Raw genomic sequence first — 12,869 nt, 5'->3', positions numbered from 1 at the left:
CCCCGGCCTCATCCGAGGCAGATGTCCTCGGGTGCGCGGAGGGGACGCCATTCGTCCTCTCCGCGCGCCTCCCTGCCCCTGAGCTCGTCGACGGCCGGCAGCACGTCGGCCTCCACGAGCGGTCCGAGATCCACGCCGGCCAGCTCCTCGATGTCGGCGATCGGCACCTGGAACGTCCGGAACGCCCCGAGCGCCGGCACGGCCAGCGCGCCCTGCCTCACGTCGATGAGCGCGGACTGGTCCAGGACGAATCCGGCCGCCGCGAGCTGCGGCATCCGCTCGTCGTGCGCCGACGCCCACGCGGCGACCTTGAAGAAGCGACGCGGGATCCGGATGCCTCGGTACGGCGGGTCGTCGGGCGCCAGCACGGGCGCGGTGAAGACGCTGAGGCGCTGGTCGGTCGTGTCGGCGAACTCGAGCACGTGATCCTCGAGGCCGAGCCACAGCTCCTTCGACTGGTTGAAGCCGCTCGCCTGCGGTGCGGCGTTCGGGTATGCGAACGTCGCCTCGGTCGCCCGCCTGGCCTCGGCCGGCGTGCCCCACCCGGGGTCACGGCGGCGCACCAGGTGACCGCGGTCGAGGTCGTTGGCGGCGTAGACCTCGGGCCCCGCCTGCTGGGCTGCGGGCACACGGGGGTCCAGCCACCACTGGCCGGTGCGAGGAAGGTCGTGCAGCGTCGAGCCGTCGATGTTCACCGCGGTCGCCATGGCGAGGCGGCGGACCGTGTCGAGCAGGACCGTGAAGCGCGGGTACGTCAGCTCGCGGACCTCGCCGTCGCCGAGCGGCTGCGGGAGGGGGAGCGGGATGCCGAGGAAACCGCCGTCGTATCCGTCAGGGGTCGCGTCTGCCACATCTCCATCCTGACCTGTCGCGAGGCTCACTCGGCGCCGGGTGAGCGCCGGGCACGGAGCCGGCGTGCCAGCACGGCGTCGACCGCGAGCCCGAGTCCGACGGCGACCGCGACGGACACGACCACCGCCGCGACGGGACCTCCCGGCACGAGCGTGGCGACCACCGCGCCCACGAGCGCCTGGTAGAGCGCCCAGGCGAGGGCTGCGAGGGTCGCGACGGCGAGGTAGCGCGGCGCCGGAAGCCTCGTCGCCCCGGCGGTGAGATTGACCGCGAGCCGGGCGAACGGGATGAAGCGCGCGGTGAACAGCACCAGCGCCGCACGTCGCTCGAGCCGGAGCCGCGCCCAAGCGAAGGCGGCCTGGCTGCGGGGTGCGCGCATCCACCGCCAGCGCTGCAGCCCGATGGTCCGGCCCACGAGGTAGCAGGCGCCGTCGCCGGCCAGCGCCGCCGCTGCGGCGACGAGCACGATCGCGGCGAGCGCCGGGCGGCCCTCCGACACGGCCAGCGCGCCGAGCGCCGTCACCGCCGCCTCGCCCGGGACGACCACGAGGAACGCGTCGCCCAGGACGAGGGCGAACAGCAGCGGCAGCGCCCAGGGGCTGTGCGCGATCTCGGTCAGAAGCTCCTCGACCATGGGTCCTTGATAGCCGGGCGTGATGAACGGCGACGGAACAGGGCACGTCCGGTGACCTCCCGCGGTGCATCGGGTGAACACTCCCTTGCAGGGGCCGATTCTCGCCGGCAGGACGTGCCCGCGCCGCCACGCTGGAGGGGTGAGAGTCGCACTCCTCGCCGAATCGTTCCTGCCGCACATGAACGGGGTCACGGGGTCCGTGCTCCAGATCCTGCGTCACCTCGCCGCCGAAGGCCACGACACGCTGGTCATCGCACCCCGCGCCGGCGAGATCACGACCGACCTGCACGGGGCCCGCACGGAGCTGCTGCGCTCGGTGCCGCTGCCGTCGTATCCGCAGGTGCGCGTCGTGTTCGCCCGGGCTGCCCGCCTGGCCTCGATCCTCCGCGCGTTCGACCCCGACGTGGTGCACCTGGCGTCGCCCTTCGTCCTCGGCTGGCAGGGCCTCGCCGCCGCCGACGCCCTGCGCGCGCCGGCCGTCGCGGTGTACCAGACCGACGTGGTCGCCTACGCGCAGAAGTACGGCATGCCGCACGCGACCGCGCTGGTCGGCCGCCACACCGCCCGGCTTCATCGGCGCGCGACGCTCACGCTCGCCCCGTCCACGGCCTCGCTGGAGCAGCTGGCCGGTCTCGGCGTCGACCGGCTCCGGCGCTGGGGGCGCGGCGTCGACACCGAGCGGTTCGCCCCCGCCCGCCGCAGCGACGCCTGGCGGGCCGCGATCGCGCCCGGCGACACCGTCGTCGGCTACGTCGGTCGCCTCGCGCCCGAGAAGCAGGTGGAGGATCTCGCGGCGCTCGCGGGCCTCGCCGGGACCCGGCTGGTGATCGTCGGAGACGGGCCCGCGCGGCCGGCCCTCGAGCGCGCACTGCCGGGGGCCGTCTTCACCGGGCACCTCGCCGGCGATGCGCTGGCCGCGGCAATGGCGAGCTTCGACGTGTTCGTCCACCCCGGCGAGAGCGAGACCTTCGGGCAGACCATCCAGGAGGCGCTCGCCAGTGGCGTGCCCGTCGTCGCGACGGGGAGCGGCGGCCCCCTCGACCTCATCCGCTCGAGCGTCGACGGGTGGCTGTACCGCCCCGGCGATCTGCGGGACCTGCGTGCGCGCGTGACGGACCTCGTGGGCGACGACGGCAAGCGCCGTGCCTTCGCCGCGGCCGCCCGCGCGTCGGTCAGCGACCGATCGTGGGGCGCGGTCTGCCGGCAGCTGGTCGAGCACTACGAAGAGGCGCGGATGCTGCGCCCCATCGACGACGCGCTGCTGCAGCGTGCGGCGACAAGACCGGCGGCTCCCGGTCCGACCGCCGCGCCGCCCAGGCCGTGGTCGCGCCTCGTCGCGCTGGGCGACTCGATCACGGAGGGGCTGTGCGATGCCTCCCGTATGCCGGCCGGGCAGTACCGCGGCTGGACGGACCGGCTGGCGCAGCTGCTCGCGCACGCCTCAGGCGCCGGCGCGCCCTTCCGCTATGCGAACCTCGCGGTCCGCAGTCGCCGGGTGCAGCACCTGGTCGAGGAGCAGCTGCCGCACGCCCTCGCGCTGCGTCCCGACCTCGCCGCAGTCCTCATCGGGGCCAACGACCTCGTGGGCGCGCGGGTCGACCCTGTCGCGGTGGCGGCCCGGCTCGAGGAGGCGGTCCGCGCGCTGCGGGCCGCGGGCGCCGACGTGCTGCTGGTGACGCCGTTCCTCCCGCGGCGCCGCGCCGCGCTGCTGTTCGCACGCCGCTTCGCCGTCTACGCCTCGGAGCTGCGGCGCATCGCCGCCGAGACGGGTTCCGTGCTGCTCGACCTCGAGGCGCTTCCGGTCATCGGGGACCCCGAGCTCTGGGCGGACGACAAGGTGCACCTGCGCCCGCGGGGACACCGCTTCCTGGCGTATCGGGCGGCCGAGGCGCTGGGGGTTCCGCACGCCGAAGCGCTGGGCGAGCTCGACGCGAGCCTCCACGCCGACGACGATCCGGCGCTGCCGGGCTCGTGGCTGCGCCGTGACGCGCTGCCCTGGGTGTGGCGGAGGCTGCGCGGCGCGACGGCGGGTGACGGGCTCACCGCCAAGCACACCGGGTACGTGCTCGTCGGCCCGCAGGGGAGCGTGGCGGCGTCCGAGCGCGCCGGCTGAGGCATCCGCTCACCCGTCCGCGGTGCCACCGTGCGTCTGGGCGTCATGCACCCAGCCGTACTCCGACTCGGGGCGGCCGCCGGTGCCGTAGCGCGGCGCCCGGTGCGCTCGGCCGGCCGTGACGAGGTGCTCCAGGTATCGCCTCGCCGCGACGCGGGACATCCCCAGGCGGTCCGCCGCCTCCGCGGCCGAGACCGGACCGCGCTCGCGGACCTCGTCGCTGATGCGGGCGAGCGTACCGGCGGAGAGCCCCTTCGGCAGCGCCACCGGCACGGCGGGGCGAAGCGCCCCCAGCAGCGCATCGATCTCGGCCTGAGTGGGTGCGCCTGCGGCCGCGACGGCGCGGCGGCGGAACTCGCGGTACTGCTCGAGGCGCTCGCGGAAGGCGGCGAAGGCGAAAGGCTTCACCAGATACTGGGCGACCCCGAGCGCGACCATCTGGCGCACGACCTCGGCGTCGCGCACGCCCGTGATCGCGATGACGTCCACGGCGATCCCGCGCGCTCGCAGGTGCCGCAGCACGTCGAGCCCCGTGCCGTCGGGCATGGTCACATCGAGCAGCACCAGATCGATGTCGTCGTGGCGCGTGAGCACGGCGTCGATCGCGGCGCGGGCGCCGGTGCACTCCGCGACCACCCGGAAGCCGTCCAGGCGCGCGACGTACTCCCGGTGCAGCTCGAGCGTGAGCGCGTCGTCGTCCACGAGCAGGACGCCGATCATGCGTCCGGCCCCGCCGGGAGGGTGACGACGAAGGTCGTCGGGTGGTCCCGCAGGGTGACCGATCCGCCGGCGCCCGCCACGATCGAGTGGACGAGCGCCAATCCGACACCGCGCCCCTCCGCGCCTCGCGGCTTCGTCGAGAAGCCGTGCTCGTAGATCCGGTCGCGCACCCCGGCCGGCACGCCGGGACCGCTGTCGGACACCTCCAGGCGCAGCGCGGGCGGCGACGAGGGCGCGGTGCCGAAGGCGACGCGCACCCAGCGCGGTGCGTCAGCGGCGGCTGCGGCATCCATCGCGTTGTCGATGAGATTCCCGACGACCGACACCGCGTCGACGGGCGAGAGCGCGCTGCGAGGCGCCTGCGGGTCGATCTCGGCCGACCACTCGATTCCGCGCTCGCGGGCCTGCGCGGCCTTGCCGAGCAGCAGCGCGCCCACGGTGGGATCGCCGCCCCGGCGGGAGGCGACCTGATCCACCAGCTCCTGACTCTGGCGCGAGGTCTCGGTGAGGATATCGATCGCCTCACGCGTGCGGCCGAGCTCGAGGAGCGAGACCGCCGTGTGCATGCGATTCCCATGCTCGTGGGTCTGCGCGCGCAGCGCCTCGCCGAGGGTGCGCACCGACTCGTACGAGGCGACGGCGTCGCGGATCGTGCCGGCCGGCAGGTCGCCGGCCAGGCGACGCGTGGTGCGACGGGCCAGCCATGCCCCGATCAGTCCCGCGGCCAGCAGCGCGAGCGCGATCGACACGACGAAGGGCAGCCGCGGCACGATGTCCGACCAGATGCTGCCGATCGTCACGCCGACCGACACCCAGCCGACGAGCTCGCCGGCGGACTCCACCGGCACGATCGTGCGGACGGAGGGGCCGAGCGTCCCGGTGAACTCCTCGGTGACCGCCTGCGGCGCTGCGGGGATCGTGCCGAGGTAGTGCCGGCCGATCTGGTCCGGGTCCCGGTGGGTCACGCGGATGCCGTCGGGCGTCATGATCGTCACGAAGTCCACCCCCGCGCGCGTCATCACGTCCTCGGCGACCGGCTGCAGTCGCGCCGAGGCCCCCGCCTCCGTCAGCGCGGCGCCCACTTCGGGAAGGACGGCGAGGGATGCCGCCACCGCCCGGGTCACCTCCTCGGCCTCGCCCCTCTCGGACCGTTCCGCATCCAGCACCAGCACGCCGGCCAGAGCGGCCACGATGACCGCGGCAGAGAGCGCGACCACGGCGAAGACGCGGGATGCCGCGCTGCCGCGCTCTGTCTTCGCTGACATGGCTCTCCTCCTCGATGCCGCCGCATCCATCCTCGCGCCTGCGCGCTGCTGCGCCGAGCGTCCGGGCGCGACCAATACGACCACAAGTAGGACCATGCCGGCGCCTGCGCGCACGCTGTGGTCACGCCGCCGGATCGTGCGGCACCGCGGACACACCGTCGTACATCCCGCAGGAGGCAAAGATGGCTCTCTCGACCCGCACCACGTCGTTCACGCTCCCCGGCTTCAACGCCAGGCGCGGCAAGCAGGCGTGGGACAAGCACACCTGGCTCTACATCGCCGTGATCGTCGCGGTGGTGCTCGGCGCCGTCGTCGGCCTCGTCTGGCCCGACGTCGGCGTGGCCCTCAAGCCGCTCGGCGAGGGCTTCGTCGCCCTCATCAAGATGATGATCGCCCCCATCATCTTCTGCACGATCGTGGTCGGGGTGGGCTCCATCGCCAAGGCCGCGACAGTCGGCAGGATCGGCGGGCTCGCGCTGCTGTACTTCATGGTGATGTCGACCTTCGCGCTCGCCATCGGCCTCGTGGTCGGCAACCTCCTCCACCCGGGCGAGGGCCTCAACATGACCAGCGCGAGCTACGAGTCCACCGCGGAGGCCAAGACCACGCAGGAGTTCATCCTCGGCATCATCCCGACCACCTTCTTCTCGGCCTTCACCGGGGAGAGCGTGCTCCAGGTGCTCTTCATCGCGCTGCTGGTGGGCTTCGCCCTCCAGCAGATGGGCGACAAGGGCGCGCCGATCATGAATGCCGTCAAGCATCTGCAGAGCCTGGTGTTCCGCATCCTCGGCATGATCCTGTGGCTCGCGCCGATCGGCGCGTTCGGAGCCATCGCGGCGGTCGTCGGCAACACGGGCATCGCCGCGATCTGGGCCCTGGGCACGCTGATGATCGCCTTCTACATCACGTGCATCGTCTTCATCGTCGGCATCCTGGGCACACTGCTGTACCTCGTCGCTCGCGTCAACCTCTTCAGCCTCATGAAGTACCTGGCGCGCGAATACCTGCTGATCGTGGGCACATCGTCGTCCGAATCAGCGCTGCCGCGGCTCATCGCGAAGATGGAGCACCTCGGCGTGTCGAAGCCGGTCGTCGGGATCACCGTGCCGACGGGCTACTCGTTCAACCTCGATGGCACGGCGATCTACCTCACGATGGCGTCGCTGTTCATCGCCAGCGGCATGGGAGCGCCGATGTCCATCGGCGAGCAGATCGGCCTGCTCGTCTTCATGATCATCGCCTCGAAGGGCGCGGCGGGTGTGACGGGCGCAGGCCTGGCGACCCTCGCAGGCGGTCTGCAGGCCTACCGCCCCGACCTCGTGAACGGGGTGGGCGTCATCGTCGGCATCGACCGCTTCATGTCGGAGGGGCGTGCGCTCACCAACTTCACCGGCAACGCCGTCGCGACGGTGCTCGTCGGCACCTGGACCAAGGAGTTCGACGCGGGCCGCGCGCGCCGCGTCCTCGCCGGAGAACTGCCGTTCGACGAGACGACGCTGTCAGGGCACGACCACGACGGGATGTCGGCATCGCCCGAGGCCGTCGGCGTGCAGGGTCTCGAGGAGGCCGCGATCACCGAGGCCGAGGCCAAGGAGCGGCGCGCCCGCGAGCGCGACGCCATCCTCTCGCGCTGAGGAGGGCGAGGAAGGGAGGGTGCGGGGAGCCGCACCCTCCCTTCCTTGCGTCTCAGTCGTGGGGGTCGATCTCGCCCGATTCGATCGCCGACTCGCGCTCCTCGAACTCGAGCTCGTCGACGTCTTCCTCGACCGCTTCGAGCGGGTCGATGGTCGGCGGCGGCAGCTCGAGCTCGACGTCGTCGTCGATCGGCACGTCGCGCTCGTCGTCCGGCACGCGCTCGCGGAAATCGCTCATTGCGCGCCCCGATCGTGCCCCGCCGCCCTGGCGTGGCCTCTGGTCGGCCCGAGGCTCATGTTTCCTATCCGCTCTTGCGCCGGAACTCGCGCTTGGTCATCGCGCCGTGCGTGCCGTGGATGGCCGAGTCCGCGTCGAGGTGGGACTCGCCCTGGCGGTGGTTGGCGTTCTTCCTGTCGAGAGCCTCCTTGAACTTGCGCTTCATCTCATCGGATGCCGAGGACGCCGGCTTCTCGTCGGTGCTCATGCCCCCCACCCTAGGCGGGGCATCCGACGCCCGCCAGGGTTCCTGAGAAGGAGGACCCCGCTGGTAGGCTTGTGCGGGTTGCCCCCTGGGCATCCGCTCAAATCAATATGAGCACCGTGCCCGAGACGGGCATTGTGGAGCAGGCCGGCAGGAAGCTGGTCCCCTGTGGTGGGTTCCCCGACGCGAGAAGCGCCGGGTGATCTTCGACTGGTGACCAGCGCTGGCGAGTCCGCGGAATCACCGCGCGCCGAGATCTGCCTGTTCCTGCTCCTTCGATTGACCCTCGCCCGGCACACGGCCGGACGAGGCTAAACAAAGAAGGAGGGACCTCTTGGAAGGTCCGGAAATCACCGCCGCCGAAGCCGTCCTCGACAACGGCCGCTTCGGCACCCGCACCGTCCGGTTCGAGACCGGCAGACTCGCGCAGCAGGCACAGGGTGCCGTCGCCGCGTACCTCGACGAGGAGACCATGCTCCTGTCGGCCACCAGCGCCGGCAAGCACCCCCGCGAGGGCTTCGACTTCTTCCCGCTCACCGTCGACGTCGAGGAGCGCTCGTACGCCGCCGGCAAGATCCCGGGATCGTTCTTCCGTCGTGAGGGCCGCCCCTCGACCGAGGCGATCCTCGTCTGCCGTCTGATCGACCGCCCCCTGCGCCCGTCGTTCGTCGACGGCCTCCGCAACGAGGTGCAGATCGTCGTCACGGTGCTCTCGATCGCGCCGGGCGAGTTCTACGACGCGCTCGCGATCAACGCCGCCTCGCTGTCGACCCAGATCTCGGGTCTGCCGTTCTCGGGTCCGATCGCGGGTGTTCGCCTGGCGCTCGTCCCCGGCCACGGCGAGCACGCCGACCAGTGGGTCGCGTTCCCCAACGCGAAGCAGCTCGAGGAGGCCGTGTTCGACCTCATCGTCGCCGGCCGCGTGCTCGACGACGGCGACGTCGCGATCATGATGGTCGAGGCCGAGGCCACCGAGGGCTCCTGGAACCTCATCAAGGGCGGCGCGACCAAGCCGAGCGAAGAGGTCGTCGCGCAGGGCCTCGAGGCCTCGAAGCCCTTCATCAAGGAGCTCGTCGCCGCGCAGAACGTCGTCGCCGGCTCCGCGGCGAAGGAGATCCAGTCGTACCCGGTCTTCCCGGCATACAGCCAGGAGACCTACGACTTCGTGGCGGGTCGCGCGTACGACGAGCTCGTGGGCATCTACCAGATCGCCGACAAGCAGGAGCGTCAGAACGCCGACGACGCCGTCAAGGACCGCGTCAAGGCCGAGCTGATCGCCGCGGTCGAGGCCGAGCAGCTGCCCGGCACGGCGACGCTGGAGTTCAGCGCCGCGTACAAGTCGGTGACGAAGAAGATCGTGCGCGGTCGCATCCTCACCGAGGGCGTCCGCATCGACGGTCGAGGCCTCGCCGACATCCGCCCGCTCGACGCCGAGGTGCAGGTCATCCCGCGCGTCCACGGCTCGGCGATCTTCCAGCGCGGCGAGACCCAGATCCTGGGCGTCACCACGCTGAACATGCTCAAGATGGAGCAGCAGATCGACTCGCTGTCGCCCGTCACGCACAAGCGCTACATGCACCACTACAACTTCCCGCCGTACTCGACGGGTGAGACGGGCCGCGTGGGCAGCCCGAAGCGCCGCGAGATCGGTCACGGCTTCCTGGCCGAGCGCGCGCTCGTGCCGGTGCTGCCCGGACGCGAGGAGTTCCCCTACGCGATCCGCCAGGTCTCCGAGGCTCTCGGCTCGAACGGCTCGACGTCGATGGGCTCGGTGTGCGCCTCGACCCTGTCGCTGCTGAACGCGGGTGTGCCGCTGCGCGCTCCTGTCGCCGGCATCGCCATGGGCCTGGTGTCCGACGAGGTCGACGGCCAGACGCGGTACGCCGCGCTGACCGACATCCTGGGCGCCGAGGACGCGCTCGGCGACATGGACTTCAAGGTCGCCGGCACGAGCGAGTTCGTCACCGCGATCCAGCTCGACACGAAGCTCGACGGCATCCCGTCGTCGGTGCTCTCGGCGGCGCTGACGCAGGCCAAGGACGCGCGTCTGACGATCCTGGGCGTGCTGAACGCCGCGATCGACGCGCCCGACGAGATGGCTCCGACGGCCCCGCGCGTCATCAGCGTGCAGATCCCGGTCGACAAGATCGGCGAGCTCATCGGCCCCAAGGGCAAGACGATCAACGCCATCCAGGACGAGACCGGCGCCGACATCTCCATCGAGGAGGACGGCACCGTCTACATCGGCGCCGTCGACGGCCCGTCGGCCGAGGCCGCCCGTGCCCAGGTCAACGCGATCGCCAACCCCACCAACCCGGAGGTCGGCGAGCAGTTCCTCGGCACGGTCGTGAAGATCGCGACGTTCGGCGCGTTCATCTCGCTCCTGCCCGGCAAGGACGGCCTGCTGCACGTCAGCGAGGTCCGCAAGCTCGCCGGCGGCAAGCGCGTCGAGAACGTCGACGACGTCCTCTCCGTCGGCCAGAAGCTCCTCGTCAAGATCACGAAGATCGACGACCGCGGCAAGCTCTCGCTCGAGCCGGTGCTCGAGGAGGCCGCCGACCAGGAGGGTCGCGACGCGGCCAACCCCGGTCCGGAGGCTCCTGCCGAGGGATGATCGCCCGAAGCCCCGAGCGGCCGGCACGGCCGGCCCATCGCAGCGGATGCCCGCCCCGACACCGGGGCGGGCATCCGTCGTCCGGTTCGCTCGCGCGCCGGCATCGCCGCGCCGGCGGACGCGGATCTCGCCGGACCGGCCATTCGTGATCAAACCGTTATGCAATGTTTATCGACAGTTCGCCTCAGCGCGCGGCGTGCTGTCCGGACTGCCCTACCCTCGAAGTACGCGCCGGGGGGTGCGGACATTTGATCACAAGGTTCGGCGACGAGCTGAGTGAGGGGGTGGCACATGGCTTTCTTCGGCGTTGACTCGACGCTTCCGTCGGTGAGCCCGGATGCCGCCACCGGCGCGCTCGGCCCGCATCCGTCGGCACCCATCCCGGTTCAGGGGCCCTCGGTGGGCAGCAACATCCGCGTGCCGCTCGGCGAGAGCGGCGCGCACGTGTTCCCGCTGATCCTCGGCGCGGCCGAGTTCGGGTGGAACGTCGACCTCGAGTCCAGCCACGCGATCCTCGACACGTACGCCGAGCTCGGCGGCAACGCGGTGCACACCGCCGACAGCTACTCCAGCGGGCGCAGCGAGCACATCATCGGCCAGTGGCTGCACTCGCGCGGGCTCCGCGACGACATCGTGCTGACCGTCCGGGTCGGAGGTCACGCCGACAACCCGGGGCTCGGCCCGGTGAACCTGATCCGCGCCGTCGAAGCGTCTCTGACGAGGCTGCGCACCGACCGGATCGACGTGCTGTCCCTCGACGCGACGACCGACCCCGGATCGTCGCTGGAAGACACCCTCGCGACGGCGGAGTGGCTCGTCGACACCGGGAAGGTGCGCGCGCTCGGCGCGTTCGGCTACACCGCGGCGCAACTGGTGGAGGCCCGCATCTTCTCGTCCGCGGGCTATCCGCGCATCACGGTGCTCGACGTGCCGTTCAACGTGCTGAGGCGCCATGAGTTCGATGCCGACCTGCGCCTCGTCGCCGGTGCGCAGGGCATGGCGGTCACGCCGTCGCACGCCCTCGAGCACGGCTTCCTGGCGGGCCGGCAGCGATCGAAGATCCGCGGGGCGCTGTCGGTGCGCGGAGCGCAGCTGGCGGCCAATCTGAACCGGCGGGGGAGCCGGACGCTGCGCGCGCTCGATGCCGTCGGCGCGGACCTCGGCGTCCCCGACGCCGCGGTCGCCGTCGCCTGGCTCCTGTCCCAGCGGCTCGTGACCGCGCCCATCGTCAACGCCTATGCGCCGCAGCATGTCGAAGAGCTCGTCCAGGGCGTCGGGGTGCGGCTCAGCCGTTCCCAGCTGGCCGACATCGGACGCGCCTCGGAGTAGCCGCAGCGGTCCGCCGGGCCGGTTGCACGGGCGCGTCCACAGCCCGCCGGCCGGCACGGGCACGTGTCGTAGGGTGGAAGGGTGCCTTCCCCCGGCACGCGACCCCCGACGGAGTGAGCTGCGTGACGCACTACATCTACCTCGTGCGGCATGGTGAGCATCAGGATGCCGAGCACGGTCTCATCGACGGACCCCTCTCCCCGCGCGGACGCCGCCAGGCTTCGCTGCTGGCGGACCGCCTCTCGGGGGTGCCGTTCGATGCCGTGTGGCACTCGCCGCTGGAGCGGGCGAGCCAGACGGCGCGGGCGGTCGCCGAGCGGATGCCGTCGGTCTCGCCCGAGCCCTCGGCCCTCCTCTTCGACTGCGTGCCGACGGGGATGACCGACGACACGCCCGCGGTGTTCGAGCCGTTCTTCGGATCGGTCACCGAGGCCGAGGTCGAGGCCGGGCGCGCCCAGATGTCCGACGCCGTCAGCGAGTACCTGGTCCGCAAGCGCGGCGACGTCCACGAGCTGCTGATCACGCACAACTTCGTGATCGCCTGGTTCGTGCGCGAGGTGCTGCAGGCGCCGGAGTGGCGATGGATGACGCTCAACCAGGCGCACTGCGGGCTCACCGTCATCGCGCAGAAGCAGGGCCGGCCGTGGACGATGCTCTCGCACAACGACATGGCGCACCTGCCGGTCGAGCTGCGTACGGGTCTGCCCGAGATCTATCCCGTCTGACGCCGGACGCTCACAGCGTCTTGCCGTACCACCGCGTCGCGTTGGGGTTGTCGTTGTAGGGATCGATCGGCGTGAAGCCGGTGCGGGCGTACAGCGCTCCCGCCGCCTCGAGGGAGTGGTGCGTGTCCAGCACGAGCTCGGCGGCCCCGAACCCGCGCGCCCGGCGCTCGAGGTCCTCGACCAGCAGCCGGCCCCATCCCCGCCCGCGCGTGCCCGGTCGCAGATACAGGTGCTTGAGCTCGTAACGGATGCCGAGCGCACCCGGGGGGATGAGACGGATGCCGCCGCAGCCCTGCGCGACGCCCTCGTCGTCGTCCAGCACGACGAAGACGCCCGCCGGCGGGACGAATGCCGCGGGGTCGGGGAAGGAGGTGCGGTAGGAGACGTCCATGAGCGCGAACCCCTCGGTGCGCGCGCGGAAGTACTCGGCGAGCAGCTCGTGGGCGTCGGGGGCGTCAGCGGGGGAGGGGCGCAGTGTCACCACCTCTCCAGCGTAGGCGC

Annotated in this window: 12 protein-coding genes; 5 read left to right on the top strand and 7 right to left on the bottom strand. The window is 71.9% G+C overall.

Going from position 1 to position 12,869, the window contains the following annotated elements:
• Positions 1-8: 8 nt before the first annotated feature.
• On the bottom strand, positions 9-851 hold the full coding sequence (locus tag ACZBH1_RS00370; protein ID WP_463645170.1) for a DNA/RNA non-specific endonuclease: 843 nt from the start codon (positions 849-851) through the stop codon (positions 9-11).
• Between the two features lie 26 nt (positions 852-877).
• Positions 878-1,486 (bottom strand): DedA family protein, encoded by a 609-nt coding sequence (locus ACZBH1_RS00365; protein ID WP_463645169.1) that lies wholly within the window; start codon positions 1,484-1,486, stop codon positions 878-880.
• Positions 1,487-1,625: 139 nt separating this feature from the next.
• Here ACZBH1_RS00365 and ACZBH1_RS00360 point away from each other — a divergent pair, with 139 nt between their 5' ends.
• Positions 1,626-3,599, top strand: a complete 1,974-nt coding sequence (locus ACZBH1_RS00360; protein ID WP_463645168.1) for a GDSL-type esterase/lipase family protein — start codon at positions 1,626-1,628, stop codon at positions 3,597-3,599.
• Positions 3,600-3,608: 9 nt separating this feature from the next.
• Here ACZBH1_RS00360 and ACZBH1_RS00355 read toward each other — a convergent pair whose 3' ends face one another.
• Together ACZBH1_RS00355 and ACZBH1_RS00350 are read right to left on the bottom strand one after the other, a co-directional pair.
• Positions 3,609-4,319 (bottom strand): response regulator, encoded by a 711-nt coding sequence (locus tag ACZBH1_RS00355; protein ID WP_463645167.1) that lies wholly within the window; start codon positions 4,317-4,319, stop codon positions 3,609-3,611.
• Entirely contained in the window at positions 4,316-5,584 is a 1,269-nt protein-coding gene (locus ACZBH1_RS00350) for a sensor histidine kinase (RefSeq protein WP_463645166.1), read from the bottom strand. Before ACZBH1_RS00350 ends, ACZBH1_RS00355 begins: the two co-directional genes overlap by 4 nt.
• A 182-nt stretch (positions 5,585-5,766) precedes the next feature.
• Between ACZBH1_RS00350 and ACZBH1_RS00345 the strand changes: the two genes are divergently transcribed.
• The gene (locus tag ACZBH1_RS00345; RefSeq protein WP_336399053.1) at positions 5,767-7,218 is read left to right on the top strand and encodes a cation:dicarboxylate symporter family transporter; all 1,452 of its coding nucleotides are present in this window, start codon (positions 5,767-5,769) and stop codon (positions 7,216-7,218) included.
• Between the two features lie 52 nt (positions 7,219-7,270).
• Here the strand turns inward: ACZBH1_RS00345 and ACZBH1_RS00340 are convergent, their stop codons facing one another.
• Both ACZBH1_RS00340 and ACZBH1_RS00335 read right to left on the bottom strand, forming a co-directional pair.
• Complete coding sequence (locus tag ACZBH1_RS00340; protein ID WP_336399052.1) at positions 7,271-7,456, bottom strand: hypothetical protein; 186 nt, start codon at positions 7,454-7,456, stop codon at positions 7,271-7,273.
• Positions 7,457-7,520: 64 nt separating this feature from the next.
• Positions 7,521-7,703 carry a DUF5302 domain-containing protein gene (locus ACZBH1_RS00335; protein WP_336399051.1) on the bottom strand — a complete coding sequence of 61 codons (183 nt, stop codon included), beginning with the start codon at positions 7,701-7,703 and terminating at the stop codon, positions 7,521-7,523.
• A gap of 331 nt (positions 7,704-8,034) precedes the next feature.
• Here ACZBH1_RS00335 and ACZBH1_RS00330 point away from each other — a divergent pair, with 331 nt between their 5' ends.
• The 3 genes from ACZBH1_RS00330 (at position 8,035) to ACZBH1_RS00320 (ending at position 12,368) form a co-directional block, all read left to right on the top strand.
• A complete protein-coding gene (locus ACZBH1_RS00330) occupies positions 8,035-10,314 on the top strand; it encodes a polyribonucleotide nucleotidyltransferase (protein ID WP_463645165.1) in 2,280 nt (759 codons plus the stop codon).
• Positions 10,315-10,605: 291 nt separating this feature from the next.
• Positions 10,606-11,643, top strand: a complete 1,038-nt coding sequence (locus tag ACZBH1_RS00325) for an aldo/keto reductase (protein ID WP_336399049.1) — start codon at positions 10,606-10,608, stop codon at positions 11,641-11,643.
• 122 nt (positions 11,644-11,765) lie between these two features.
• Positions 11,766-12,368, top strand: coding sequence for a histidine phosphatase family protein (locus ACZBH1_RS00320; RefSeq protein WP_336399048.1), 603 nt, complete (start codon positions 11,766-11,768; stop codon positions 12,366-12,368).
• A gap of 10 nt (positions 12,369-12,378) precedes the next feature.
• On the opposite strand, the gene ACZBH1_RS00315 is transcribed toward ACZBH1_RS00320, so the two are convergent.
• Positions 12,379-12,852, bottom strand: coding sequence for a GNAT family N-acetyltransferase (locus ACZBH1_RS00315; RefSeq protein WP_336399047.1), 474 nt, complete (start codon positions 12,850-12,852; stop codon positions 12,379-12,381).
• Positions 12,853-12,869 lie beyond the last annotated feature (17 nt).

This window comes from Microbacterium sp. ZXT2-5 (assembly GCF_055329545.1).
This window is presented reverse-complemented; position numbering and strand designations above follow the sequence as displayed.